This is a genomic window from Anabaena catenula FACHB-362 (genome assembly GCF_014698735.1).
Lineage (GTDB): Bacteria > Cyanobacteriota > Cyanobacteriia > Cyanobacteriales > Nostocaceae > Anabaena > Anabaena variabilis_A.
Window position 1 is genome coordinate 1 of the sequence record NZ_JACJTQ010000049.1, and the last position, 26,521, is coordinate 26,521.

Consider the following 26,521-nt stretch of genomic DNA (forward strand, 5'->3'; position numbering starts at 1 on the left):
GGCATCTCTAACGCTTATTTTAGCGTACCAGCCAGCTACCTTTGCATTGGGGCATCTCACTTTTAAAAGCAGTGGCAGTAACACTTTAGCTATTTCCGGAGATGTCTATTTTGGGTTTTATTTATTGGGTTTATATTTATTTCAATTGTCATTTATGCAATTTCCATTATTTTAACTACTGGAGAATGGACAGAGTTATTAGAAAAGAAGTATGAATATGTGATTAAAGTCTTAACAACTGCTGGCTTAATTTTTGGTGGTATTGTCGGACTTATAAATATTGTCTTTGCAGCCAAGCGTGCATACGCTATGGAAGAAAGTGCTAAGGCTGCTAATGAAAGTGCTAAAGCCGCTAATAAAAATGCTGAGATTGCACAAGATAAGCAAATTACAGAACGCTTTGCGAAAGCAATAGAACAGCTTGCAAGTGAGAAAATTGAAGTCAGATTAGGTGCGATTTATACTTTAGAGAGAATCGCCAAAGATTCAAAACAAGACCAGTGGACAATTATGGAAGTTCTTACAGCCTTTGTGCGTGAGAATGCACCTATAAAAAAAGAAGAGAAGCCACAAAACAAAAAACCTTTAGTGGATGAATGGCGAAATATTCAAAAGGAAAAAGAGATAGAAGAATTACCAAAACTTCGGCTTGATATTCAAGAATGTCTTACTGTAATTGGACGACGAGAACACCCAGATCCACCAGGTAAAAAATTGGATTTAAGTAATGTTAATATCAGCAAAGCCAATCTTCAAGGAGCAAACCTGCTAGGAGCCAACCTCACACGAGCCAACCTCACACGAGCCAACCTCACACGAGCCAACCTCTCAGAAGCCAACCTCTCAGGAAGCAAACTCTATAAAGCCAACCTTATAGAAGCCCACCTCTATAAAGCCAACCTCATAGAAGCCCACCTTATAGAAGCCTATCTCATAGGAGCGAACATTACAGGGGCAAAGCTTTCAGGAGCCTTCCTCATGGGTGCCTTCCTTATAGGAGCCTACCTCACAGGAGCAGACCTCACAGGAGCCTACCTCTCAGAAGCCGACCTCGCACGAGCTAACCTCTTAGGAGCCAACCTCTATAAAGCCAATATCTCAAGAGCCGACCTCACAGAAGCCAATCTCAAATGCGCTACAATGCCAGATGGGTCAATTCATGATTAGGAAGATTTGATTCTTGTAAATTTTTAATAAACAAGGCTTTCTCCCTCACAAAACCGAATATTCAAAACAGTCGCTACCATTTTTAAAACCGAATCATATTGCTACATAATAGAAATAGAAATTCTATCTTTAGGATTGTCAAGAATGTATCAAACAGATCCGCCACTTTCCCCTAAAGAAACATTACCGACAATGTATGATCTTCCTAGCGAAGACCCGGAGGAACCTGGTTTGCCAGATCAATTTCATTTATTCCAACCACAATTGTTATCAGAAACATTTCGTCCACCAAATTATCCTAGTCAAGAGATATTTACAGGAAGTGATCTGAACCTTTACTATGATTTGCGTCATCCTTCGTGGTATAAACGCCCAGATTGGTTTGGAGTTTTAGGTGTTCCCTATCTTTATGAAAATAGAGATTTAAGATTAAGTTATGTAGTGTGGCAAGAAGGAGTAAACCCTCATATTATAGTTGAGTTACTTTCGCCAGGAACCGAAAAAGAAGACTTAGGTCAAACATTGCGAGATGTAGAAAAACCTCCTGGTAAATGGGAAGTTTACGAACAAATTTTAAGAGTACCCTATTACGCCATCTTTGACCGTTATCAATCTGAATTTAGAATGTTTCAGTTAACCGGCGCTCGTTATGCTGAAGTAAATTTATCAGATTTCCGTTTTTGGATTCCCGAAATAGAATTAGGTTTAGGAGTCTGGCAAGGCAGTTATAAAAATGTAGAGATGCCTTGGTTACGTTGGTATGATAAAGATAGTAATTGGGTGTTAACTCCCGCAGAAGAGGAAAGACAAAAGGCAGAACAAGAAAGACAAAAAATAGAAAGATTAATAGCCCAACTGCGATCGCTTGGTGTAGAACCAGATTTAGATTAGATGCTCCCCTCCCATCCTCTCGTTCCCAGTCTCTGACTGGGAATGCAATTTAGAGGCTCTGCCTCCACCTAAATACCAATATAAATCAAAATCTTCGTAGAGAATCATCTTCATCTTATCGCTGATGCTGCAAACTTATCTAAAGAAAGATGAACCATCTCATTGACGTTATTCTAGTTATCAAAATTATATGGAATTACCCAGTTTATTGCAGATTGAGTTGATTTGTGAAGGATGAGGCAGAGCCTCTATGATAGCATTCCTAGTCAGAGACTAGGAACGAAAAACGAGAAATGAGAAAAATCAGCTTGTGCATTTTGAGTCAAAATAACCATTACATTAATAAGTAAGGATATAAAAAATAAACTGATGAATGCGATGTCTAACGAAAAGACACAAAGTGTCTACGCATCTACCCTAACATCTATTATCAACACAGAAAACGCTGTCTTACCTTGGGAAAATCTCGAACCCATTCAGCAACAACGCATCCAGCAAGCGATGGACTCCAAAAGCCATCCCAGTTGTATCGTTTATCCCCACACCCAAGCAGAATTAGCCGCTGTCATCACCACCGCCAATCAGCATAAATGGCGCGTTCTCCCCTGTGGTAGCGCTAGTAAAATCAACTGGGGTGGTTTAGCTAAAAATATTGATATTGTCGTTAGTACGAAACACATTAACAAACTTATAGAACACGCTGTTGGTGATTTAACTGTCACCGTCGAAGCAGGGATGAAATTTGCCCACCTTCAGGAAATTTTAGCAAAATCTCGCCAAACATTAGCCCTAGACCCTGCTTTTCCTGATTCTGCAACTATTGGAGGTATCGTCGCAACTGCTGATACAGGTTCTCTGCGTCAACGATATGGGGGTGTGCGTGATCAACTTTTAGGTATAACTTTTATCCGTGCAGATGGACAAATTGCCAAAGCTGGAGGAAGGGTAGTAAAAAATGTTGCCGGTTACGATTTGATGAAATTGTTCACCGGTGCTTACGGTACATTAGGAATTATCAGCCAAGTCACTTTTCGAGTTTATCCACTACCTGAAACATCAGCAACGGTAATATTAACTGGTAAAGCTGAAGCAATATCCCAAGCTGCGACAATTTTGCAAGGTTCTGAGTTAACACCAACTCAAGCAGATTTATTATCAAGTAAGTTGGTTTCTAATTTAGGTTTAGGGGAAGGATTAGGATTAATTACCCGTTTCCAAAGTATTAGTGAAAGTGTCAAGGAACAGTCAAACAGACTTTTGGCAATTGGGCAACAATTAGGATTATATGGGACAATTTGTTCAGCAGAAAATGAAGCTGATCTATGGCAACGATTACCAGAACAAATACATGATAATGTTACAAATTCTCTAATTACTTGCAAAATAGGACTATTACCAACTACGGCAGTTGAGGTTATTAATCAGATAGAAATGGGTTTGATTCACCTTAGTAGCGGTTTAGGTTTGGTAAGGTTGGAAAGTCAAAATCAAGTTTTGTCGTTGCGTCAGGTATGTCAATCTAATTATGGTTTTTTAAGTGTTTTGGCTGCACCTGTGGCAATAAAGGAAAGGTTAGATGTGTGGGGTTACACTGGGAATGCTTTACAACTGATGCGGGGTATTAAGGAACAGTTTGATGGTAATTATATTTTAAGTCCTGGTCGGTTTGTGGGTGGGATTTAAGGTTTAAGAGAATGAACCGCGAAGGCGCAAAGAACGCGAAGTTAAGAGGGGAAAGAGAAATGCAAGTTTCAGATGGTGCTGTTAATAATGTTGCTAGTATTAAGAATTTAAAGGGGTTTGATGAAAGTCATCCTCCTGATCCAAAGTTGATTGATAGTTGTGTTCATTGTGGTTTTTGTCTCTCTACTTGTCCTAGTTATCGGGTGTTAGGTAAGGAGATGGATTCACCAAGGGGACGCATCTATTTAATGGATGCTATTAATGAGGGTGAAATTGCCTTAAATACGGCAACTGTTGAACATTTTGATTCTTGTTTGGGTTGTCTGGCTTGTGTGTCAACTTGTCCTTCTGGTGTGCAGTATGATAAGTTAATTTCGGCAACTCGGCATCAGGTTGAGAGGAATTATAACCGCAGTTTACCTGATAAGTTAGTGCGTCAATTGATTTTTTCTCTGTTTCCCAACCCTGATCTTTTAAGAATTTTACTTTTTCCATTATTGGTTTATCAAAAGTTGGGAATTTCTAAGTTATTGCAAGCTACTGGGTTAATTAAAGCTATATCTCCCCGGTTAGCTGCAATGGAATCTATTTTACCAGAAATTACTCTCAAATCTTTTCAGGATAATTTACCAGATATCATCCCCGCTAAAGGTGAAAAAAGATATCGTGTTGGGGTGATTTTAGGATGTGTGCAAAGGTTGTTTTTCTCTCCTGTCAATGAAGCCACGGTGAGAGTATTAACTGCGAATGGTTGTGAAGTGATTATTCCTAAATCTCAAGGTTGTTGTGCAGCGCTTCCTGAACATCAAGGACAAACTGAACAAGCGAAAACTTTAGCAAGACAAATGATTGATAGTTTTGCTGATACTAATGTTGATTTTATCATTATCAATGCTGCTGGTTGTGGTCATACTTTAAAAGAATATGGCCACATTTTAGCTGATGATCCAGAGTATGCAGAAAAAGCAAAGGCATTTGCAGCTAAAGTTAAAGATGCACAAGAGTTTTTAATGAATGTGGGTTTAACGGCTAAACTTTCACCTTTAACTGATAAAAACTTAACTTTGGTTTATCAAGATGCTTGTCATTTATTGCATGGACAAAAGATTAGTGTCCAACCTCGTCAGTTATTAAGAAAGATTCCGGGGGTGACTTTAAGGGAACCATTAGATGCAGCTTTGTGTTGTGGTAGTGCAGGTGTTTATAATATGCTGCAACCGGAAATAGCTGAGGAATTAGGTAAACAAAAAGTACAAAATTTATTAAATACAGGTGCTGAGTTAATTGCTTCTGCAAATCCTGGTTGTACGTTGCAAATTAGTAAGTATTTGCCAGATAATAAAATTTCAGTAATGCACCCAATGGAGTTGTTAGATTATTCAATTCAGGGTGTGAAGTTGGAGATTTAGAATCTCACTTTCACCTTTAAAAACCTATGTAGAGACGTTTTCTAATATGTCTCTACACAGCAATTTTAAAATTTCTGGTATTTTTGTAAGTTTTAGGGAACACCAAAAAATAAATTACCCAAAAACTGTAGAGACTGTAGGGTAGGTAAAGGTGGGTTACGTCGCAACGGGAGCAAATCTTGATCTTTATGATCTTATCTTGTGCGCCTAACCCACCCTACAAATTGGAAATTTTTTTGGAAGTCCCTTATTTCATTAAACACCAACAGGAATCTTCACCTGTTCCCGCTTACCAGTAGACACCAACCACTTACCACCAGAAGGCGCTAAAGTTACTCCTCTGCGGATAGGTTTGACAGCAATATTATCAACCAAAGTTAAATCTAAATGTGACATAACTGTAGCTAAAACCAACTTCATTTCAAACATGGCAAACGCCATACCAATACAGGTACGATTACCGCCACCAAAAGGGATATATTCATATTGTGAATACTGCCGTTCTAAAAAGCGTTCTGGTTTAAATTGATCCGGTTCTGGATATAAATCTGGGCGGCGATGAGTTAAATATATACAAGGCGTAAGTAATACTCCTGGCTCAAATTCATGACCCATAATTGTTGTCGGTGTCTTCACCATGCGGGGTAAAGTAATCATCGCAATTGGGTAAAAGCGTAAAGTTTCTTGACAAACAGCAGTCAAATAAGGCAAACGAAAAATTTCATTGAAATCGGCATTTTTACCAAGCGAATTTAACTCAGTTAGTAGAGTTTCCCGGACTTTTGGTAAATGATGAATCCAGTATAATGCCCATGTTAAAGCTGAAGCTGTAGTTTCATGACCTGCAAATAATAAAGTCATTAACTCATCACGTAATTCTACATCTGTCATGGCTTCACCATTCTCATCCCGCGCTGACATCATTAAGGAAAGAATATCGCTACGAGAGGCATCAAAATTATCTCTGCGTTCTTGAATCTCGGTGTAGAGGAGTTGGTAAATTTCTTCTCTGCGACGCAAAAATATTCCCCAAGGACTCCAAGCACCCAAATCTACTTGCAATGCAGGGAAAAATGTGACAGCAGAACGCAATGGAGAACCTGATAAATCTAACAAGGAAGCCGTCAGTTTTTGCAATCTTGTCAAACGTTCTCCCTCACTCAAACCAAACACAGCTTGTAAAATCACTCTCAGGGAAATTTCTTGCATAGAATCCCGCACTGAAAAAGGTTCGCCAATTTGCCAATTACTGATGACTTGTTTAGTCATATCAGTGATAATTTGACCATAGGCTTTCATTCTTTCTCCATGAAAAGGCGGTGTTAATAGCCGTCTTTGGCGTTGGTGAGGTGCGCCATCTAACAATAACAAAGAATTTTCGCCAACTAAAGGTTTGATAAGTTTATTTCCCCTACCCGCATCAAAATGTTCTGGTGGAGTTGTAAAAATTTCCTGAATTGCTTCGGGGTTACTAATAAAAACTAATGGTTGTTCGGTACTCAGTCTCAGGGTAAAAAAGTCACCGTGGATTTTTGCAGATGTTTCCATCAGTTGCAAAGGATTGAAAACCCATTGTAGACGCTGTATAAATCTTGAGGTTTGGGATTCACCAGGTAATTGCATGGCAAAAATTACTATAAATTATTTTCTTACTAGGCTAACAAATCTACCAAAAAATTCCAAATATTTCCACAAAATCTACCTTTGGGTTATTTATACGTAAAAGTAATTTCGACTACATTTGCAAAGGAGAAATTATTTTTTATACAAAAGTTAATGGTAGATAATTATATTCTTGATTTATTGGTAATTGGTCTGCTCTTACTGATTGTTACTTTAGGGTCAGGTTGGATTTCACGTTTACCTCTTTCTTTTGCCATGATCTACCTAATGGTAGGGGTTTTTTTGGGGCCTTATGGCTTAGGACTGATTCAATTACGTCGTGATGAATTCTTCAATGCTGAATTACTGGAAAGACTAACTGAATTTGTCGTTATTGTTTCTGTATTTAGTTGTGGCTTAAAAATAGTTACACTCCTGAAATGGAGGTTGTGGAATATTACGGTGAGACTGATTGCATTATTAATGCCAATTTCCATTTTTTCCCTGGCTGCTGTCGGGAAATTATGGTTGGGCATGAATTGGGGAGAGGCGATTTTATTAGGTGCAATTCTTGCGCCAACTGACCCTGTATTAGCCTCAGAGGTGCAGCTGACAGATACAAATGACGATGATGAGTTACGCTTTGGTTTAACTTCTGAAGGAGGATTAAATGATGCTTTAGCTTTTCCTTTTGTTTATTTTGGTATTTATGCCCTCAAAGATAGTAATTGGCATAATTGGTTGGGAAATTGGGTCGCAGTGGATGTAATTTGGGCGATCGCATCTGGTATCGTTATGGGACTGATTGTTCCCATAGCCATAGTATGGATTGATAAAAAAATTCAAAAACATCGTCCTGCTGATGCTGTGATGGAGGATTTTGTTGCTATTAGCACGATTTTACTAACTTATTCTTTAACAGAAATTGTTAATGGCTATGGATTTCTGGCAGTATTTGTGGCAGGGTTAGCTGTCCAAAGGAGTTATACAAATCCCCACAAGCCACTGGCACAATTAGAATTTATTGAGCGATTAGAAAAGCTGCTAGAAGTTGGTCTAATTTTGCTCTTAGGAACAATATTATTATGGGAGCCAATGTTTAAGTATGCTACCCAATCTTGGTTAGTAATAAGTTTATTATTTTTAGTTATTCGACCTGTGGGCGTATGGGTTAGCACCATTGGTAAACGTCCCCTAAATTCTCACCGGCGAACTTTCAATCCAGTAACCCGCTTGTTATTTGGTTGGTTTGGTATTAGGGGTATAGGTTCTTTATATTATCTTGCCTATAGCTTAAGCAACGGCTTAAAAGGTGAGGCTGCTGAACAAATTGCCTGGATAACTTACACGACTATTGTCGTTTCTGTGATTGTACATGGAATTAGTTCCACTCCCTTAATGAATTGGTATGAAAGCAATATTGCTAATCGCACAAAGCCTAATATTCATGCAACAATTGATGAGTTTGAATAGTTTTGTAAGCCTATGTTTAAGCTTACATTTGGATATTATTTTGATATTATAGTTTCACCCAATGGGAATTAATTTGTATTTGCCGTTCTTGCATAATTTGTGTAAATAAATTTGTAGGTAATGCTGCTTCTACAGGTGAAACTCCGGCGTGTTTGAGTTTGCCTTCTAGTAATAATTTAGCGATACTACCTGTACCTATACCAGAAGCAATAGCAGTATTATTATGCAATAAAGTTGAAGCATAAACTACTGTTTCACCATCTTTTTTTCCTGTTACTTCTGCTCGCACTGCTACCCCAATTCCCGTAAACATATTTGTGAAATCGGTCATGCTATGACTAACATGAGACAAAAATTCAATCATGTAACGGCGCTGCATTAACCATTTAGGAAAAATATGGGCAGCTATCCAAGTTAAGTGATTATAAAAATCAGGAATAGAGCCAAATTTAGTAATTACAGTTTTCACCGTTGGGAAAGAATCAGGTAATGTGATCGTTTCTGGCATATCAAACCAGTAAACTCCACTAACTCCAAAGGGTTGTGGAAAGTTAATATTTTCTCGGTCAGTATAAGGTTGAATTAAACGCCATTCACCATTTATCCAAGCCTCAAAAGGATTCTGCAACCCTAAAAATGTGGTTCGCATCACGGTAACACCAGCACCGCCAGAACCAGAAACTAAATAACTTAAATGTATTTTTTCTGCTACATCAAATTGCTCGATTCCTTGACGGACTAAGCTATTAGAAATACCGGGAAAAATCCCCGTGTTAATAATTGCTGTTACTCCAGCATCCACTGCTTTTTCGTGTAACTTTAATGCTTTATTAGTATAGGAACGATGATCACTAACATCTAGATAATTCACACCTTGTTCAATGCAAATTTCCAGAACTTGAGTATCTCGGTAGTGAAATGGTCCCGCACAGTGGATGACTAAATTAGATTGTGCGATCGCTTCCCGCAACTTGTCAACTTCGGTCAAATCCAAAACTAAAAACTGCTCTCGTCCTCCCGAAGACAAGCTTACAGCCTTTCCCATCTCTGGGGAACGTCCAGTAATGGTAATTTGCGCCTGTGTGTAAGTGAGGATATCATTAGCAACTGCGCTACCAATCCTTCCTCGTCCACCTAGAATTAAAACACGGTCTTTCATGACTTCCGTATAGATAACGTGATTCTTATTTCATCAGCTTTTATTCCTATTTGTCATCAGTGACAAGTATAAATTGCTTATGAAGAAAGAAGGAATTGCAAATTAATTTTATTAAGACTGATAGTTATAGCAACCGCCAAGGTGGTTAGGACGTGAACTAATGATAAAACCTAGACACAAACAGATTTTCAACTCTGTCACCTGTCACCTGCTATATAGGTTTGATTTATCATCAGTTACTAGAAATTCACAAAACTGTAATGTATAAAAATAGGTGCATTAACGCTGTAACGCACCCTACATTCAGTTATAACTAATTGATGCCAAACACCGAACCCACAGTAGACTTAAGCGAATTTCCTGCATCCTTTAAAGTCTGAGTAATGGGGTGCTTATTCTGCAAAAATACTCTCGCACAATTGCGTCCTGGCATACCCGAAATTGAACCACCTGGATGTGTCCCCGCACCAGTTAAAAATAGATTATCAATGGGGGTTTTATAGTTGGCTAATTCTGGTAAAGGTCGGAAAAATATCATTTGATCCATAGTCATATCAATATGATAATAATTCCCCTTGTAAGCACCTAATCTTTCTCCTAATTCTGCTGGACTTTCTACCCTTCTAGCTATAATTGAAGTTTTTAAATTAGGCGAATAACTTGCTAGTTTATCAACTACCCGATCTGCAACTTGATTTTTCAATTCATCAGTCCAACCCGTACCTTTTAAACCTGTTCCTTCTGCACCAGCAATTTGATAAGGAGCAAAGAATTCAATCCAGACTGTATGTTTACCTGGAGGTGCTAAACTAGGGTCAAGAGCGCTAGGCATGACCACATACATTGATGGATCAGAATCGGGAATTTCTCCTAATGTACATTTACTATGAGCCTGTTCGACATGATGCATGGAATCGGCAATTAAGATTGAACCAATGAGATATTCATCTTTGTGGGCATGGTAGGGAAAATGTAGCGGTTCATCTAAAGCTAAATCTATCTTCAAGATGGTTTCATTATTATTAACAATGCGACGTTCTAATCTTTCCCATAGCTCAGAATCAACTGCATCAATATCCCTTTTATCAGTCATTTGCAAAAACAAACGTTGAGCATCAATATTAGAAATCACTCCATATTTAGCTCGATATTCTTTTCCTCCAGCAACCCGCACTCCCACAGCTTTCGCATCATCAATTAAAACTTTTTCTACCTGCTGGTCTGTGAGAATTACCCCACCTTTACTTGTGACTAAATTCACCAATGCTTGCACCAATGCACCTGTGCCGCCACGAGGTCTAGCCATACCAGGATTATGACGCATTGCCATCATCATCACCCCAATTGCCAGGTTTTTTTGTGAAGGTGGCGCACCCAGTTCTGATGCTAATCTAGAAAGTGGTGCTTTCAAAAATTCTTCATCAAACCACTCATTGAGAATATCCTCAGCACTGTTTAGCATAGTGCGGACAAAATCCAGGCTTTTGTTTGGAGAACCAACTACAGAAAATAAATCTTTTAATTTCTGAATATTGTAATTCCCAAAAATATCTACAACTGATTTGGGTGGGGCATTGAACATGGGAATCATAGCATTAATTGCCCGTTGCCAATAATCTGTAAATTCGGCATATTTCCTAGCATCACGCTCATTATAACGAGCGATTTCTGTACAAGTCTTTTCTATGGATTTATGAGCTAAGAAATACTTACCGTCTGGGTGTGGACAAAAAACAACTGGGTCACATTCTAGATATTCCAAGCCATATTTTGTCAGTTCTAACTCTTCAACAACTGGCCCTAAATGAATAAATTCATGGTCAATAGCACACAAGTTAAATTTAAAACCTGGTGCTTGATCTGGGATACATTCTTCAGTTGTGGCTGCACCACCGGGAACAGGACGCTTTTCTAATAGCAGAACGCTATAGCCTGCTTTGAGTAAATAAGCAGCACACACTAAACCATTGTGTCCTGCGCCGATAATTACAACATCATATTCTTGCATAAATGTTAGTTATGTTTTTTTCAAATAAACTCGGTTTTCAAGATGAGGAATATTTTTATAAATTTACAGAATTTGTTATTTATAAAAATTAGTATTTACCAGGGTGGATCTTAATCAGGATACAGCAAAGTGTCCGTTGAAGGAATTTGCTTTATGTGAGCTTTGAGTATCAGGATTAAACTACCCTTTTTTACTTCCATATCTTTGATAGAAAATATCATATTTTCCCACTCAAAGTCAGATAAATTGATTATTTCTTTAACTTTTTGCATAGCAGCTGCTATTAATTCCACTCTTATTCCTTCTCCTTCAGTACAACTAAAACTTGCCAACATGGCGGGTTTTGTATGAGTTCGGGGATGAGCAATGGCATGATAACCTAAGATATGAGTATTATCCTTTTCTTTGAGCCATACCTTACCTTTAAATTCTAGTTTGCCATCACCGGGTAAAAATACCTGCATTTCTTGCGGTTCAAAGCTGACAATTTCGCCATCTACATTCAACTTAAATTGTCTTACCCACCTGTAAATCACCTCAGAAGTCAAGGCATCGTTAATATCTGCTTCCGTGAGAACAAGGCGTATATCAGCATTTACTGGCTCATTGAGTTCTAGTTGTCCAAATATCACACTTAAAGGATTAATAGAAATGCTATCCGTTTGCAGTTTTATATCCTGAACGCGGATTTTATTTTGAACTACCAACCCTTGACCAGCAAGATCAACCTGATTTACCTGTCCACGAAATAATTTCCCAATATCAGTTTTTATCTCTATATCTATTTGTTCTACTTCATCTAACTCCTCAGATATTCTTCTTTCAACTGCTTGAGATAATAATTTTTCCTCAAAGTTTAAGTTTGGCTTTTCAGGCATAAAAAAATTTTACTCTCCTCAGTTTGCACTACTGGCTAATGTATACGCTGAGGGCTAAGAAGAGTATCTATAGAGAGACATAGCCCAATTGGTAGATTATATGTCAATACAGTTCATTCTCTTTCAGAAGAACTGAACTGTATTCAATGATATGATGTCCGATTAAATACTGAGACGAGGGGAAGGGTCAAGTTTTTTTAATAGCAATTAGCCGGACTTAATATGACAACCAACTTAAATCAAGTCAATTAAGCTAATCGGCATTTAAATTGCATATTTTTCATTTTATGAAAAAAGCGTTACGTTAATTATGCTCCCCTGCTTGCCTCAATGTGCAACTCTTATTGGTTTAACAGCTTATTTATTAAATAGGGGTTTAGCATTACACTTTACCCCTAAAAATGAAATTCGGTTTGAGCGCAGAAATAAATTTCTCATTTCTTCGCTGTTAAATCAGCAACGCCAAATAATGCCAAATAACTAAATACTACTAGTGGTTTCTAAGGTGCGAGATTTCACCTGACGCTGACTCTTAATAACCATCTGAATTGGGCGGTCTGGGCCTGTCACCAAACCACGGCGTTGAGCTTGAACTTCACCATTATCAACTAATTCTAATTCACGACTGCTCAGAATTTTAGCTAGTGCCAATTTCATTTCAAACTGAGCAAAAGCTAGACCAATACAGCGTCTTGCACCACCTCCAAAAGGTAGAAATTCATAGGGAGAAAATTGCTTGTCTAAAAAGCGGTCTGGGTTAAACTTTTTGGGTTCAGGATAAATATCTGACCGTTGATGAGTTGAATAAATAGAACCTAAGATGACTGTACCTGGTTCTAAATCATAACCACCTATTGATACAGCAGTTTTTACTCGTCTAGGAAAAGTCAACATGGCGATGGGATAAATCCGCAATGTTTCATTACAAACAGCCGTGAGATAGGGTAATTTAAAGATGGCATTAGAATCTGGATTTTCTCCTAAACTATCCAGTTCTGCTAATAGCTTTTGACGCACTTCTGGTAGTTTATGAATCCAGTATAAAGCCCAGGTAATAGCGGTGGCGGTGGTTTCGTTACCTGCTACCAATAGCGTGATCAATTCATCACGTAATTCTACATCGGTCATGGGTTGACCATTTTCATCTCTGGCCGCCATGAGTAAACTGAGGATATCTGTGCGCGACGGGTCAGGATTTTCTCGCCGTTCCTGAATTTCCTCATAAATGAGTTGGTCGGCTTTGTCTTGCTGACGCTGCTGCTGTTCCCAAAGTTGGGAAATACCAATCACATTTTTTAAAGCGGGAATATACAATAAAGCAACTCTCCAAGGTTCACTACCTACTTCTAAAATTTCACAGAGTAGCTGCTGTAGTTTTTCTGCACGTTCCCCTTCATAGAGTCCAAATACAGCTTGCATCATTACACTTAGAGTAATGTCTTGGCTAATATTTCGGATATTCAAGGGTTGATTTATTTGCTGTTTGCTGAGGACTTTCTCAGTGATATCGTTAATGACTTCAGCATAATTCCGCATTCTTTCACCATGAAACGGAGGCATGATTAATTGACGTTCACGCTGGTGTTGTGTGCCACTCAGTAAAACAACAGAATTCTTGCCCAGTAAGTATTCAAAAATGTCATTTAAATCTCCTGGTGCTTCTAATTCCTTGGTATCACTAGTTAAAATTTGCTGAATGGCTTGGGGGTGACTTACAAAGACGATAGGAGGAGAGTTTATATCTAACTTAAGTGAGAAGCTATCTCCATAGGTTTGGACGCAGGCTTCCATATATGACATGGGAGTGAATACCCAGCGCATGATCTGGAAAAATGCTGGGGTTTTGGGGCCGTTTGGTAGAGGCATAAAATTTTTTTTTGATTGGTGTAAATCTATCTTTCTCTAAAGTAACTGAAAAATTGAGGGTGCGTTAATTACATAGGACAAGCAACGCACCCTCAACTATGCAGATTTGATAACTACTGACTTACCACTTATGTCTTATCCAGTCGTAGATCTCTAGATATTCTGCCCCCGGAACATTCCAAGAGTAGTCATACTGCATACCCTGAATAGCTAGTTTAGTGAACTCTTCAGGTTGCTGATACCACAAATCAATTGCCCGTCCCATTGCTGATTCAAGCGCTTGATTATCCATTTCATAAAATACATAGCCATTGCGTTTTTCTGGGGGTAGATTTTGGTCGTAATCTCGGTCAAATACTGTATTTACAAGTCCCCCAACACCGCGCACAATAGGTACAGTACCGTATTTTAAACCAATCATCTGAGTTAACCCACAGGGTTCATAATTGCTAGGGACGACAATCATGTCTGCCCCTGCATAAATTAGGTGGGATAATTCTTCATTAAATCCCAGTTCTAAATGGACATCTGGGTTACTGTTTAAAAATTGTTTTTCATGTTGGAAATGAGCATTGATTGCTGGTTCTGTGGCTGAACCTAGTAATACAAATTGCGCTCCTTTACTCAGGGCATAATAAATGGCATGATGAACAAGATGTACACCTTTTTGGTTATCTAATCGACCGATATAAGCCACAATTGGTTTATCAGCATGGCCTAGCATCAGCCGTTCTCGCAAAGCTTTTTTGTTATATACTTTTTGTTCAAAATCATCCCATCTGTAATTGGCGGGGATGTATCGGTCAATTTCGGGATTCCAAAAATCATAATCAATCCCGTTGAGAACTCCAGTGAATTTCTCTTTTTGTAAATGCAATGTGTGTCCTAACCCGCAGCCAACATCACTGGTTTGGGCTTCTACAGCGTGGTGAGGTGAAACTGTGGTGACAGCATTGGAGTAAACAATTCCCCCTTTCATATAGTTCAAAGCAAAGGGGTTAAAGTTATCTAGCAGCTTATCGTATTGGAAGTAATAAGATGGTTGATTTAATCCGGTTCCTTGAAGAGTTTTTACCCCACCAATTCCTTGATGTTTAAAGTTATGAATGGTGTAGCAAACCCGTTGATACTCCATGCCATGATATTTATAAATTTCATAAAGCATGACGGGAATTAAGCCTGTTTGCCAGTCATGACAATGGATGATATCTGGTCTTTTATTGCTTCTGAGCAAAAATTCTAAAGCTGCTTTGCTAAAGAATGCAAAACGCATATCATCATCTTCACAACCGTAATAGCAACCGCGATTAAAGAAGTTGTCTTCACTGTGAGGTTCAATGAAAAAACACACTCTTCCATGTACCCAACCGCAGTATACAGAACAGTGAATTGCTGCGCCATACCAGGGAACCCACAGGTTGAGGTAGGCATCATGTAACCCCCAAATATGATCATAGCGCATACAGTCGTACATAGGCAGAATAAGCTCGACTGTATTTCCTCGATTCTCTAATTCTCTACTGAGTCCGTAAACAACATCCCCTAACCCTCCGGCTTTAATCACTGGAGCGCATTCTGAGGCAATCTGTACTATGTACATTCCTAGCCCTCGCTTCACAAAACTTTATGTTTACTATATAGCAGTATATGAAAAATGTACTCATTGACAAGGGATAGATTCTTATGACTTATCAGATATCTAAGGTGTAAGGACGATTCATGAATTGTCTCAAGCTACTTCTAGCGCGATGTTCAATGCATTGTGAATACACATTTTATAGTGAATGTTGAGTTGCGACGCGGTTTGGTGATTTATCTATACCTGTACCGTGAGAGTGATAAGTTAATTACCACATCTAACCCAATCTACAAGATGTTCACAACATCTGCAAGGATTGATATGGCAATCTTATAGTAACTATAAGAATATTCCAGTCTCAGACTAAATTTCTGGAAATATGTCCTAAAATAATGTGCATAAAACTTTTTATAAATAAAAACTTCATATTGTTTTTAATTTAGCTATTTCAAAATCGAGAAATTAACTTTATAGACAAAATACATAGAAATATGTCTTGAGATAATCTGTGTCATGCTTTAGTTTTATCGAGATTTATCGCCCTTTTCAATAGGTTCTGTTGAAAATATAAACTTTGTTTTTTTAGACAAAATGCATTGATTAATGTCCTAAAATAATGTCTAAAAACTTTTATCTACATTGAAACTTCATATTCTTTATAATCTGGTAAGGTAAAAATATAAGTGTAAAGTCAACTCTCGATTTAGAGGATAATTTAATGGCAACGATAGTGATTTCAAACTTAAATAGTCAGGATGAAACAATCCTTTTTCATGATTTATCTCCGGCTGAAACAGAGACTGTATCTGGAGGTAGTGGTGGGAGCGTCAATAATTATTTTATCACGACCAATACTGGAGATGTGAATGGTCCAGCGACTGGTGATATTAAAGGTGTAGATAGTGGTATCCGCGATAATAAGATCGGCACTATAGACTATTCCCGGTCAACATACATTGTGATAAATTCTTGGTAATTAATCATTTGTATGAACGTGCTGATACTACAAATACTTTAGTTAACTTTAGTTATTTGAGGGTAAAACACTGCTTTTTAGGGCATTTTTTGTCAGATATTTTACCCACAATAAATTCGTACAACTGCTCAATTCTTGATTGGAAAATTAAGGCAATGGCTGCGATCATGAATTCTAAGTTACATTCTGTTGAAGTAAATGGGCTTTTTCATAAACTAAATTTACAAGAAATGGAGTCAACTTCAGGAGGTAATACTGTTATACCTTTATGGGATGGTAATTATGAGGATCTCTATTTCAGTCTCTTTCCTAATGAGAGAAATAACTCAACAAGTACATATCCCAGTTCATTCAGTTTCTACAACAATAAGCTTTTTGCAATTGATTTTTCTAACTTAAATATCTATTTGATAGTCTAATAAGTTGTCAACAGTAATTCTGGTTTTAACTGGTTTTAACTTATGGAGACTAAAAGGATGTCTGAAAACTTGTTTGTGGTATTTAACACTTTCTAACACTTAGACATTCCCATAAATCTCGCTTTAAAAGGGGAAAAATAAGTAATTTATCCCCTTTTTATCAGAGGTAAGAGGATATCTGAATAAAGCTTAATACTTTTCCAATATCCTCTAAATCTTTTTGAGGGTATGTATATTACAGGTTTATCAAATTTGTGCAGAACTTTAGCATTGTTAAACCCTTACTTGGTGCAGAAATAAAAATAGATTTCTTCAAAAATTATATCATTTTAGATTTTAGATAGGAAATCCTTTTATGTGTCCGGCTGGGATTAGAAATATTTGTCACTCTCATTTTTTAAATTTTTATCATTGAGGATTGCTATAGATTACCTTAGTTTTTGTTATTAATGCTATAAACTCAGGCTGAGTCATGGTGATAGGGATTCTTTTTTATAGAGAATTGGTATTACAACCTGGAAGATGTAAAATCTTTATTAACTTGAACAAATATCACAAGTTTATTCTGATTTTATTAAGGTACTCAGCATGACAGCTACTACGACAAAGGCATCTTCCGCAGTTCCAAATTTTTGTGAAGGAATACAATATTTTGGGGAAGCATTGCCAGATTTTGAAAAATATGGGGCAACACCAGCGATCGCATCTGGTAATATAGCTATAGCAAATCCCACAGATACAAATGCAGTATATCAAACCTTACTCGCGGCTGATGCCCTGCGCTACCTAACGCTACAAATCACTGGTAGTAAGGCTTCTGGACATCCCGGCGGTTTTGCCAGCCAAGCGGAAGCTTATGCAGCTTTGGTCATGCTGGGACATAAAAACATTATCACGGAAGTGGGACATCACGCCCCCGGTTTTTACAGTGCCATGTTCTTAGATCGTTCCTTAGAAGACATGGGCATTTCTACAGTACAACAATTGCGCGATCGCTTTCGAGAAAAGCATGGATTATTAGGACACCTTTCCGGCTACATTCCCGGTATTCTCGCACCCGCAGGACCCCTGGGACAAGGACAACATTTTGCCATGTCGGCTGCACTGTTGCACCGTGACAAACTCTTCCCCTTCACCCTGGGAGACGGGGGACTGGGTGAACCCTATATCATGAGTTCAATGGCACATTTCAACACCGCTTACCCCACCGTCACCAACTTCTTACCCGTGTTGGTGTGGAACGGTTACAGCCAAGAACACCACAGCATGGTATCTTTGAAAACAAACGCAGAGATGATAGCCTATTGGCAAGGTAACGGTTTTGCCGAAGTTGTGTTAGTCAATGCTAAGGATTTTGACGACCAAAACCAAGCCGGTGAATACGTTGATAGTACCGCATTTTCCTTTGAGAACCGCCTAGAATTTACCAAAGCGGTATTAGTAGGTATGGATAAAGCCGCCCGTTCAGCACTGAGCGGAAAATTGACGGTATTTATTATCAAACAACTCAAAGGTGCAGGGGTTCACGCCTTGGGGGCAAAATCACACAACCTCTATCCTAAAGATACATTAGACGCGCCCCATATTGTCACCGCTTTACAAAAACGGGCATTATCAGCCGCAGCATGGCAAATTGTACGGACAAATGCGGAACGGGCTGGAGGTGGTCCCGCTGCGAAAACTGTGGTGACAGAATTTGAATTACCCTTAGCAGATTTAGGGGAATTACCATTAGAAGAATATAAAGTTGGGGCAGTTCCCCAAGTGGCGACAACCGCAATGGGTAGGTTAGTGGGCATAGTCGGAAATAAAGATAAAAATTTCCTCGTGACTAATGCTGACGGAAACGAAGCATCAGGAATTGCTAACATTAACCAAGCTTTAAAAATCAATCACCCCACCACCGATGATTTATATAATCAAGCCCCAGGAGGTCAAGTTTACGAACCTTTGAGCGAAGATGCTTGTGCAGGATTAGCGGCTGGTTTATCTTTAATGGGGGCGAGAACTTTGTGGTGTTCTTATGAATCTTTTGCTATCAATGGTTTACCAATTTGGCAAACAGTCACCCAAGCAATGGCAGAATTACGCCGACAAACTCCTTCAACAATTACACTATTTACTGCCGGGGCTTTAGAACAAGGACGCAACGGTTGGACTCACCAAAGACCAGAAATTGAAGCTTATTTTGCTTCTTTGATGAGAACAGGAAATGTTTTCCCATTATTTCCCCCAGATGCTAACAGTATTCAAGTCTGTTATAACTGGGCTTTGCAAACAAAAAATAAGGGCATTGTCATTACTGCTAGTAAGTCTCCTTTGCCAATTCGTAGCACCTTTGCCCAAACTGAAAAAGGCTTAAATGATGGTGCGGTGTTATTACATGAAGTGGCTGGTGGGAAGACTGTTGTATTTGCTGTAATTGGCGATTTGACATTAATTCCTGTGTCTGAAGCGGCGGCATTTTTAGAAACAGAAGGTATTGGTGTGAAGATTGTTTCTATTATCAATCCCCGTCGTTTATATCGTCCTCATGATACAGCTTGGGATACTTGTTCTGAACCAGATAACGGTTTTTTAAGTGATGCCGATTTTGAGCAATTGTTTGGTGGAGATGCCTTAATTGGTGTGACAGGTGGGGCTGCGGCGATGTTAGAACCGATCATGTTACGCAGTAATTCTAAGCGTGATTCTTTCGCCTGGAAGCGTGGGGAAACTACCGCAAGTGCCGGTGAGTTGATGGCTTTTAATGGGTTGACTGCGGAGGCGTTGACTAAGCGGGCTATTGAGTTGGTGCATTAATATCATATAGTACCCCATCTAAGTTTTTACTTGGGTGGGGCTAGTTAAGAATAAAGCATTTATGTGCTTACTATAGTTTTATAATCAAGTATTAATACTATTGCTTTTTATGTGATTTCTGTGTTACTTATTCTTTTTAATACCAGTAAGCCACCACTGTAGATTATGACAGAAACAACAAGACCTGCCGTAGGACAAAGACCTACTGGATTAGGAAGACCTACTTCCGTACCTGAAGAAACAACAAGACCTGCCGTAGGACAAAGACCTACTGGATTAGGAAGACCTACTTCCGTACCTGAAGAAACAACAAGACCTCCCGTAGGACAAAGACCTACCGGATCAGGAAGACCTACTTCCGTACCTGAAGAAACAACAAGACCTCCCGTAGGACAAAGACCTACCGGATCAGGAAGACCTACTCCCGTACCTAATGATATAAAAGAATGCTTTGAAAAGTTTGTAAAGCATTTTTATGATAATCATATTGAAACAGATGCTTGGGTAAAAGAAATTCTGAATCAAACAGTTGGATATCATAGAAAAACTATACTAGAAAGGGGTGTGACAGATTTTTGTGTACCTTTCAATGAACTAAATACTGATGATAAAGTCTTACTTTACTGCCATTACTATATGCTAATGCACGTAATGAGTAGTTATGATATTTTTAAAACACATTGGATCTGGTTTAAAAACAAGATATCTCCATCATTCCCTCCATTATTGATTGATTTTGGTTGTGGACCTTTAAGTTCAGGGTTAGCTTTTGCTCACGTACAAGAGCCTAAAATAAATTTCAATTATATTGGTATTGATCGGGCTAAATCTATGAGAATAAAAGCAAAGCAATTTAGTTCAGATCAAAGATTTTCGGGATGCAAATTTGATTTTTTAGAAAGTTATGACAATGACACTCTTTTGTCGTCAATGAGTAAGTACAGATTATTAAATCATCCGAGTCAGTTGGTTATTTTAAATTTTTCCTACTTTTTTGCGAGTAAGTCACTTGATGTAAACGAGTTAGTGATTACAATAAAGAATATACTGACAAAATACAACCGAACTCAAGTGTACATTGTGTTTCAAAATCCAAACACACCAGAACGTGACATTAACAGTAAATGGCATGAATTTATAAAATCTTTACCTGAGTTTAAGACAAAAATAAGTGGTCCATTAACAAAATACAGCAAATTGTGGTTTCCTTTAACGGGGGTAAGTTTATATTATGATTTATTAGAAATAGAAAGAATATCACTATGAATAAAAAGAAAAATAAATTATTCTGTAGCACAAATAGCAAAGAAAGTATTAACCAAGAAGAATCTACTCAGTTAGAGTTATTTTCACAAACTACAGAGAAAAATACTTACTCTGTAGTAAATTTTGGAGAAATAAGCAAGTTAAAGCAAAAACTACAATCAGCAACAGAATCTAATCAAACTTCACTAAATCAACAAACTATTCAACAAATATCAGGACAAGAGATACAAAAATTAGAAATTACCTCATTTTTTCATGATACTAGAAAGGAAAATTCTGACACTGACTGTGAAGTTCACAAAGTAACAGGTCTGAAATATATACCCGAATTTATAGATCAATCAGAGCATAATTACCTAATAAAACAGTTAGATAATCAACCTTGGTTGTCAGATTTGAAAAGAAGAGTACAGCACTATGGCTATAAATATAACTACAAAGCACGAAAGATTGATACTTCTATGCACATAGGTGCATTACCTGATTGGGCATTAGATTTAGCATATAAACTATATAACAATAATTTTATTGATAGTATACCCGACCAAGTTATTATTAATGAATATTTACCTGGACAAGGTATTAGTAGCCATATTGATTGTGTCCCCTGCTTTTCCAACACTATTATTTCATTAAGTCTCGGTTCTGCTTGCATAATGGATTTTACAAATCCATCAACAGATGAAAAAATACCTGTACTGCTAGAACCCAAAAGCATAGTTATTCTCAAAGAAGATGCTAGATATAAATGGAATCATAGTATTGCTGCTAGAAAAACCGATAAATTTCAAGGAACAGTGATTAAACGAGAACGCAGAATTTCTTTAACTTTTAGAAAAGTCATCTTAGCAAGTTCTTAATTTAATAAGACAATAGCGAGTAGGTTAGGTTGACGAAAAAACCAACAATACCCACCATTAATAACGCTAAATTACAAACCAAAAACCCTGTATCTGTTCACATCATCTCACCCAACCATCACCAACTATCATGTAAATAAGAGAAGACAATAGAACCATCACAGATACACCTGGAAATATTCACCTCACCTGAGAATTATTATAAGTATCTTTAGCTACTAAAATTAATTGTCGTAAATACTTATTTTCATGGCAATGGCAGAAAATGACAAAATCTGCCATACTATAAAAAAGTAGATTTAGGAAATCACGTTATGAAAAGTATGAATATTTCCTTACCTGACACCATGCGCGATTATATAGAACAACAGGTAGCGCAAGGAGGTTACAGCAGCGTTAGTGAATATTTTCGGGAATTAGTGCGACAAGACCAAAAACAGAGAGCAAACGAACGACTACAAACCATGCTCTTAGAAGGATTAAATTCAGGAAATGCAACAGAAATGACTGCTCAAGATTGGGAAGATATTCGTCAAGCAGTTCGTGAAAAAACTAACAAACGTCAAAGTGCAATTTAGCCATGATGTTTGCAATTAAAAAAAGACCTCAAGTTATTCGCGACTTGATAGATTTAGCAACCTACATAGCAGAAGATAGTTTAGATGTTTCCGACCGCTTTTTAATAGCAGCAGAAACAACATTTAAACAATTAGCTAAAACTCCAGCTATGGGAAAAATGTGTCAATTTCCCCATCCCAATTTAGCAGATATTCGACAACAATCTATCAAAGGATTTAGAAAATATCTCATTTTTTATCGCATTGGTGAATCAGAAATTGATATTTTGCGAGTTATTCATGGTGCAAGAGACATTGAAACAATATTAGATGAGGATTTAGAAATATGACAGGTATACCAAATAAAGGTTTATAATTTAGATCCCCGACTTCTAAGATTAATTATTAACTTCATAGAAAAATCTTGAAAACAAGTCGGGGATCTTTGGGGCGTAGTTTATAATAGAATCATACCGAAAAATTTTATATAGGATTTAAGGTTATTCATAATGCTGCAAATCATCCAAGCAACCTGTACCAACGGTGAACTTATTTTGAATGAAAAACTAAGTTCTGAATTAGAAGGTAAAACTATACAAATTATGATTCTCGAACCCAGCGAATCTACACAACCAATAGATTCTCAAGAATCGAAAATACAGCAATTCTTAACACGAGTTCATAACTACTCCTTCCCACTTCCTCCAGATTACAAATTTAATCGAGAAGAAATTTATGACAGATAAAATTTTTCTCGATAGTAATCTCTGGATTTATCTCTATGCTAAAAATCCGCCAGAAAAATCCCAGCAAGTTGCAGAAATCATCAAACATAATTCTTCATCCCTGTTAGTTAGCACTCAGGTTTTAGGAGAATTATTTCATGTTTTAACTAGAAAAAAATTCACATCAAAAACAGATGCAATTACAATCATATCAGATATAGTGAATACTTTTCCTGTTCAAGCAATTAACACAACAGAAGTTATACACGCATTAGAAATCAATGCAAAATATAACTACTCTTATTGGGATAGTTTGATTATAGCTACAGCTTTATTAAGTGAATGTTCCATCATTTACTCAGAAGATATGCAACATAATCAACTAATAGAGAATAAACTAAGAATTATAAATCCATTTGTTTGATTTCATATCTTTTTAATTACTGTAGGGTGGGTTATCAACAATATAAGCCACCATTAAAAACCCTGTATCTGTTCACATTATCTCACCCAACCATCACCAACTATCATGTAAAGAAGAGAAGACAATAGAACCATCACAGATACACCTAGAAATATTTACCTCACCTGATTTAGATCCCCGACTTCTAAGATTAATTATTGATATGATAGAAAAATCTTGAAAAGAAGTCGGGGATCTTTAGTGCGTAGTTTATAATAAAATCATACCGAAAAAATTTACTCAATTAAGGAGTTAATCATGGCAATAAAAATTGCAGAAATATCTAAAGATATTGATACCCTACCAGAAGAAGCACAAATCTTACTACTAGATTTTATTCAGTTACTCAAAAAACGTTATCCAAAACCAGAAAATCAACTCATAGAAGAAAATGAGATAACTTTCTCATCTACCCAAAAACCAAAACCACATCCACTAGACACATTTATTGAAAAATATGGTGCTTGGGAAGATGAACGTACAGCAGCAGAAATAGTCAAAGAGATTTATGATAGCCGGACTATTTCTAACTACGATATTAGCTTATGAATTATTTATTAGATACTGACACCTGCATTTACTGGATTAAAAATATTAATTCCGTCCGAGATAAAATTCAACAAATAGGATGGGAGCAAATTTGTATTTGCAACATCACCGTTGCTGAATTGTATTTTGGTGCTTACAATTCTCAAAAAGTAGCAGAAAATTTAACTCGTGCAGAAAAATTCATTCAAGATATCGAAGTTATAAATTTAGATAATAATGCTGTCAAAAAGTTTGGAGAATTAAAAGCCAAACTTCGCAAAATAGGACAACCAACCAGTAGCAGATTTTGATTTATTCATTGCTAGTGTTGCACTAACTAGAAACTATATTTTAGTAACTAACAACACTCGTCATTATAGCCGAATCTCTGAGCTAAAATTAGAAAACTGGATTGCACCTTAAAAAAGTTCTTGAAGGTGGGTGAACAACAACATAACCCACCATTAATAACGCACTTATTACAACCCAAAAACCCTGTAGCTGTTCACATCATCTCACCCAACCATCACCAACTATCATGTAAATAAGAGAAGACAATAGAACCATCACAGATACACAGGGAAACATTCACCTCACCTGATTTAGATCCCCGACTTCTAAGATTAATTATTGATATGATAGAAAAATCTTGAAAAGAAGTCGGGGATCTTTGGTGCGTAGTTTATAATAGGATCATACCGAAAAACTTTACTCAACTTAGGAGTTAATGATGGTAATAAAAATTGCAGAAATATCTAAAGATATTGACACCTTACCAGAAGAAGCTCAAATCTTACTACTTGATTTTATTCAATTACTCAAAAAACGTTATCCAAAACCAGAAAATCATCATCAAGAAAAAAGTATCTATGAAAAATTTGATGAAATTGGATTAATTGGTTGTTGTGCTGTGGAAGAAAATTTATCAATCACATATAAAGAAGTTCTATCTAATACATTATCGAATAAATATGATCATAGTTGATACAGGATTTTGGTTAGCTCTTATTGATCAAAAAGACACCTACCACGAAACAGCAAAACAAGCTTTAAAAAAATACAATGAACCTTTAATTACAACATGGTGTGTTGTTACAGAAACTTGTTATCTTTTGCTAAATCGCAAAGGAGTTCAAGCTCAAGTTACTTTTTTAAATAGTCTGGAACAAGAATTATTTACAGTTTTTAATTTAGAACCTCATCATACTCCGCGAATTATTAAATTAATGGAAAAATATGCTAATCTGCCAATGGATTTAGCTGATGCTTCCCTAGTAATTTTAGCAGAAGATTTAGGACATGGACGCATTTTTTCAGTAGATCAGCGTGACTTTAACACCTATCGTTGGAAGCAAACTTATCCTTTTGAAAATTTGCTATTTTGAATTAATTACCTGTATCTGTTCACATCATCTCACCCAACCATCACCAACTATCATGTAAATAAGAGAAGACAATAGAACCATCACAGATACACCTGAAAACATTCACCTCATCTGAGAATTATCACCTGACCATGAGTTATAATCAAGGTTAAAGTCATAACCATAAAATTACTATGACTATCCAAATCCTAGACAAAACTACCGCAATTTCAGAACAGCGATTTCTTCTACCTGGTTATTATACCTGGAAGGAATTTGAAATAATAGAAACCTTAACCGCAGACGCAGGAAATTTGCGGATAACTTATCTTGATGGGTGCATTGAATTTATGACACTTGGTGAACAACACGAAAATATCAAAAAAATTATCGCTATTTTGATAGAAGCATATCTCTTTGAAAAAGGGATAAACTTTATCCCAGTAGGTAGTGCTACTCGTCGTGCAAAAGAAAAGAGTGCTTCCTTTGAACCTGACGAATCTTATTATATAGCAGAAAAAAAATCAAATCCAGATTTAGCAATTGAAATTAATATTACCAGTGGTAGTTTTGACAAACTAGAAAAATACAAACGTTTTAATATTACTGAAGTCTGGTTTTGGGAAAATAATAAATTGTCTCTATATCATCTCAAAAATGATAACTATGAGCAGATAAATCAAAGTGAATTATTGCCAGATTTAGATATAGAGTTATTAGTGCGTTGTGTTTTAATGCCTTCCATTATTGATGCGAGAACAGAATTTATTAAAGGTATTAAAAAGTAGTAGTTTGTAGGTTGCGTTGACACAAGAAAACCCAACAATACCCACCATTTATAACGCA

At 37.1% G+C, this 26,521-nt stretch carries 24 protein-coding genes; 18 read left to right on the plus strand and 6 right to left on the minus strand.

Annotated elements, in window-relative coordinates; genetic code table 11:
• The first annotated feature begins 219 nt into the window (after positions 1–219).
• From H6G68_RS22365 to H6G68_RS22380, 4 genes are all read left to right on the plus strand, one after another.
• Entirely contained in the window at positions 220–1,167 is a 948-nt protein-coding gene (locus H6G68_RS22365) for a pentapeptide repeat-containing protein (protein WP_339327880.1), read from the plus strand.
• A gap of 144 nt (positions 1,168–1,311) precedes the next feature.
• Positions 1,312–2,058, plus strand: coding sequence for a Uma2 family endonuclease (locus tag H6G68_RS22370; RefSeq protein ID WP_190908620.1), 747 nt, complete (start codon positions 1,312–1,314; stop codon positions 2,056–2,058).
• Between the two features lie 369 nt (positions 2,059–2,427).
• Positions 2,428–3,741: an FAD-binding oxidoreductase gene (locus H6G68_RS22375; protein WP_190908621.1), complete on the plus strand. Its 1,314-nt coding sequence runs from the start codon at positions 2,428–2,430 to the stop codon at positions 3,739–3,741.
• Positions 3,742–3,800: 59 nt separating this feature from the next.
• On the plus strand, positions 3,801–5,150 hold the full coding sequence (locus H6G68_RS22380) for a (Fe-S)-binding protein (protein WP_190908622.1): 1,350 nt from the start codon (positions 3,801–3,803) through the stop codon (positions 5,148–5,150).
• A gap of 255 nt (positions 5,151–5,405) precedes the next feature.
• On the opposite strand, the gene H6G68_RS22385 is transcribed toward H6G68_RS22380, so the two are convergent.
• A complete protein-coding gene (locus H6G68_RS22385) occupies positions 5,406–6,773 on the minus strand; it encodes a cytochrome P450 (RefSeq protein ID WP_190908623.1) in 1,368 nt (455 codons plus the stop codon).
• Between the two features lie 153 nt (positions 6,774–6,926).
• Here H6G68_RS22385 and H6G68_RS22390 point away from each other — a divergent pair, with 153 nt between their 5' ends.
• Complete coding sequence (locus tag H6G68_RS22390) at positions 6,927–8,225, plus strand: cation:proton antiporter (protein WP_190908624.1); 1,299 nt, start codon at positions 6,927–6,929, stop codon at positions 8,223–8,225.
• A 46-nt stretch (positions 8,226–8,271) separates the two neighbouring features.
• On the opposite strand, the gene H6G68_RS22395 is transcribed toward H6G68_RS22390, so the two are convergent.
• The 5 genes from H6G68_RS22395 to glgA all read right to left on the minus strand — a co-directional run bounded on the left by H6G68_RS22395 (position 8,272) and on the right by glgA (position 15,736).
• Complete coding sequence (locus tag H6G68_RS22395) at positions 8,272–9,384, minus strand: saccharopine dehydrogenase family protein (protein WP_190908625.1); 1,113 nt, start codon at positions 9,382–9,384, stop codon at positions 8,272–8,274.
• Positions 9,385–9,697: 313 nt separating this feature from the next.
• Positions 9,698–11,392 carry a beta-carotene ketolase CrtO gene (gene crtO / locus H6G68_RS22400; RefSeq protein WP_190908626.1) on the minus strand — a complete coding sequence of 565 codons (1,695 nt, stop codon included), beginning with the start codon at positions 11,390–11,392 and terminating at the stop codon, positions 9,698–9,700.
• Positions 11,393–11,502: 110 nt separating this feature from the next.
• Positions 11,503–12,270, minus strand: coding sequence for an LmeA family phospholipid-binding protein (locus tag H6G68_RS22405; protein ID WP_190908627.1), 768 nt, complete (start codon positions 12,268–12,270; stop codon positions 11,503–11,505).
• Positions 12,271–12,750: 480 nt separating this feature from the next.
• The gene (locus H6G68_RS22410) at positions 12,751–14,136 is read right to left on the minus strand and encodes a cytochrome P450 (protein WP_190908628.1); all 1,386 of its coding nucleotides are present in this window, start codon (positions 14,134–14,136) and stop codon (positions 12,751–12,753) included.
• Positions 14,137–14,257: 121 nt separating this feature from the next.
• The gene (gene glgA, locus H6G68_RS22415; RefSeq protein ID WP_190908629.1) at positions 14,258–15,736 is read right to left on the minus strand and encodes a glycogen synthase GlgA; all 1,479 of its coding nucleotides are present in this window, start codon (positions 15,734–15,736) and stop codon (positions 14,258–14,260) included.
• A 697-nt stretch (positions 15,737–16,433) separates the two neighbouring features.
• Between glgA and H6G68_RS22420 the strand changes: the two genes are divergently transcribed.
• From H6G68_RS22420 to H6G68_RS22480, 13 genes are all read left to right on the plus strand, one after another.
• A complete protein-coding gene (locus H6G68_RS22420; protein ID WP_190908630.1) occupies positions 16,434–16,691 on the plus strand; it encodes a hypothetical protein in 258 nt (85 codons plus the stop codon).
• A gap of 1,007 nt (positions 16,692–17,698) precedes the next feature.
• On the plus strand, positions 17,699–19,912 hold the full coding sequence (locus tag H6G68_RS22425; RefSeq protein WP_190908631.1) for a phosphoketolase family protein: 2,214 nt from the start codon (positions 17,699–17,701) through the stop codon (positions 19,910–19,912).
• A 165-nt stretch (positions 19,913–20,077) separates the two neighbouring features.
• The gene (locus H6G68_RS22430; protein WP_190908632.1) at positions 20,078–21,178 is read left to right on the plus strand and encodes a hypothetical protein; all 1,101 of its coding nucleotides are present in this window, start codon (positions 20,078–20,080) and stop codon (positions 21,176–21,178) included.
• Complete coding sequence (locus H6G68_RS22435) at positions 21,175–22,038, plus strand: alpha-ketoglutarate-dependent dioxygenase AlkB (protein ID WP_190908633.1); 864 nt, start codon at positions 21,175–21,177, stop codon at positions 22,036–22,038. The genes H6G68_RS22430 and H6G68_RS22435 overlap by 4 nt, the downstream gene beginning before the upstream one ends.
• Positions 22,039–22,352: 314 nt before the next feature.
• Positions 22,353–22,616: a type II toxin-antitoxin system ParD family antitoxin gene (locus tag H6G68_RS22440; protein ID WP_168539121.1), complete on the plus strand. Its 264-nt coding sequence runs from the start codon at positions 22,353–22,355 to the stop codon at positions 22,614–22,616.
• 2 nt (positions 22,617–22,618) lie between these two features.
• Positions 22,619–22,945, plus strand: a complete 327-nt coding sequence (locus tag H6G68_RS22445) for a type II toxin-antitoxin system RelE/ParE family toxin (RefSeq protein WP_242045358.1) — start codon at positions 22,619–22,621, stop codon at positions 22,943–22,945.
• Positions 22,946–23,104: 159 nt separating this feature from the next.
• Complete coding sequence (locus H6G68_RS22450; RefSeq protein ID WP_190908634.1) at positions 23,105–23,341, plus strand: hypothetical protein; 237 nt, start codon at positions 23,105–23,107, stop codon at positions 23,339–23,341.
• Entirely contained in the window at positions 23,331–23,744 is a 414-nt protein-coding gene (locus tag H6G68_RS22455; protein WP_190908635.1) for a PIN domain-containing protein, read from the plus strand. The genes H6G68_RS22450 and H6G68_RS22455 overlap by 11 nt, the downstream gene beginning before the upstream one ends.
• A 297-nt stretch (positions 23,745–24,041) precedes the next feature.
• Positions 24,042–24,332, plus strand: a complete 291-nt coding sequence (locus H6G68_RS22460) for a hypothetical protein (protein WP_190908636.1) — start codon at positions 24,042–24,044, stop codon at positions 24,330–24,332.
• The gene (locus tag H6G68_RS22465) at positions 24,329–24,622 is read left to right on the plus strand and encodes a PIN domain-containing protein (RefSeq protein WP_479686162.1); all 294 of its coding nucleotides are present in this window, start codon (positions 24,329–24,331) and stop codon (positions 24,620–24,622) included. Before H6G68_RS22460 ends, H6G68_RS22465 begins: the two co-directional genes overlap by 4 nt.
• 416 nt (positions 24,623–25,038) lie before the next feature.
• Complete coding sequence (locus H6G68_RS22470) at positions 25,039–25,296, plus strand: DUF2281 domain-containing protein (protein WP_277925553.1); 258 nt, start codon at positions 25,039–25,041, stop codon at positions 25,294–25,296.
• Complete coding sequence (locus H6G68_RS22475) at positions 25,283–25,696, plus strand: type II toxin-antitoxin system VapC family toxin (protein WP_190908637.1); 414 nt, start codon at positions 25,283–25,285, stop codon at positions 25,694–25,696. Before H6G68_RS22470 ends, H6G68_RS22475 begins: the two co-directional genes overlap by 14 nt.
• A gap of 173 nt (positions 25,697–25,869) precedes the next feature.
• Complete coding sequence (locus H6G68_RS22480; protein ID WP_190908638.1) at positions 25,870–26,463, plus strand: Uma2 family endonuclease; 594 nt, start codon at positions 25,870–25,872, stop codon at positions 26,461–26,463.
• Positions 26,464–26,521: the final 58 nt, after the last annotated feature.

Excerpts from the sequence above, each read along its gene's own strand:
- H6G68_RS22370 (WP_190908620.1), top strand. The coding sequence starts at position 1,312 with ATGTATCAAACAGATCCGCCACTTTCCCCTAAAGAAACATTACCGACA.
- H6G68_RS22375 (WP_190908621.1), top strand. The coding sequence starts at position 2,428 with ATGAATGCGATGTCTAACGAAAAGACACAAAGTGTCTACGCATCTACC.
- H6G68_RS22380 (WP_190908622.1), top strand. The coding sequence starts at position 3,801 with ATGCAAGTTTCAGATGGTGCTGTTAATAATGTTGCTAGTATTAAGAAT.
- H6G68_RS22385 (WP_190908623.1), bottom strand. The coding sequence starts at position 6,773 with ATGCAATTACCTGGTGAATCCCAAACCTCAAGATTTATACAGCGTCTA.
- H6G68_RS22390 (WP_190908624.1), top strand. The coding sequence starts at position 6,927 with ATGGTAGATAATTATATTCTTGATTTATTGGTAATTGGTCTGCTCTTA.
- H6G68_RS22395 (WP_190908625.1), bottom strand. The coding sequence starts at position 9,384 with ATGAAAGACCGTGTTTTAATTCTAGGTGGACGAGGAAGGATTGGTAGC.
- crtO (WP_190908626.1), bottom strand. The coding sequence starts at position 11,392 with ATGCAAGAATATGATGTTGTAATTATCGGCGCAGGACACAATGGTTTA.
- H6G68_RS22405 (WP_190908627.1), bottom strand. The coding sequence starts at position 12,270 with ATGCCTGAAAAGCCAAACTTAAACTTTGAGGAAAAATTATTATCTCAA.
- H6G68_RS22410 (WP_190908628.1), bottom strand. The coding sequence starts at position 14,136 with ATGCCTCTACCAAACGGCCCCAAAACCCCAGCATTTTTCCAGATCATG.
- glgA (WP_190908629.1), bottom strand. The coding sequence starts at position 15,736 with ATGTACATAGTACAGATTGCCTCAGAATGCGCTCCAGTGATTAAAGCC.
- H6G68_RS22420 (WP_190908630.1), top strand. The coding sequence starts at position 16,434 with ATGGCAACGATAGTGATTTCAAACTTAAATAGTCAGGATGAAACAATC.
- H6G68_RS22425 (WP_190908631.1), top strand. The coding sequence starts at position 17,699 with ATGACAGCTACTACGACAAAGGCATCTTCCGCAGTTCCAAATTTTTGT.
- H6G68_RS22430 (WP_190908632.1), top strand. The coding sequence starts at position 20,078 with ATGACAGAAACAACAAGACCTGCCGTAGGACAAAGACCTACTGGATTA.
- H6G68_RS22435 (WP_190908633.1), top strand. The coding sequence starts at position 21,175 with ATGAATAAAAAGAAAAATAAATTATTCTGTAGCACAAATAGCAAAGAA.
- H6G68_RS22440 (WP_168539121.1), top strand. The coding sequence starts at position 22,353 with ATGAAAAGTATGAATATTTCCTTACCTGACACCATGCGCGATTATATA.
- H6G68_RS22445 (WP_242045358.1), top strand. The coding sequence starts at position 22,619 with ATGATGTTTGCAATTAAAAAAAGACCTCAAGTTATTCGCGACTTGATA.
- H6G68_RS22450 (WP_190908634.1), top strand. The coding sequence starts at position 23,105 with ATGCTGCAAATCATCCAAGCAACCTGTACCAACGGTGAACTTATTTTG.
- H6G68_RS22455 (WP_190908635.1), top strand. The coding sequence starts at position 23,331 with ATGACAGATAAAATTTTTCTCGATAGTAATCTCTGGATTTATCTCTAT.
- H6G68_RS22460 (WP_190908636.1), top strand. The coding sequence starts at position 24,042 with ATGGCAATAAAAATTGCAGAAATATCTAAAGATATTGATACCCTACCA.
- H6G68_RS22465 (WP_479686162.1), top strand. The coding sequence starts at position 24,329 with ATGAATTATTTATTAGATACTGACACCTGCATTTACTGGATTAAAAAT.
- H6G68_RS22470 (WP_277925553.1), top strand. The coding sequence starts at position 25,039 with ATGATGGTAATAAAAATTGCAGAAATATCTAAAGATATTGACACCTTA.
- H6G68_RS22475 (WP_190908637.1), top strand. The coding sequence starts at position 25,283 with ATGATCATAGTTGATACAGGATTTTGGTTAGCTCTTATTGATCAAAAA.
- H6G68_RS22480 (WP_190908638.1), top strand. The coding sequence starts at position 25,870 with ATGACTATCCAAATCCTAGACAAAACTACCGCAATTTCAGAACAGCGA.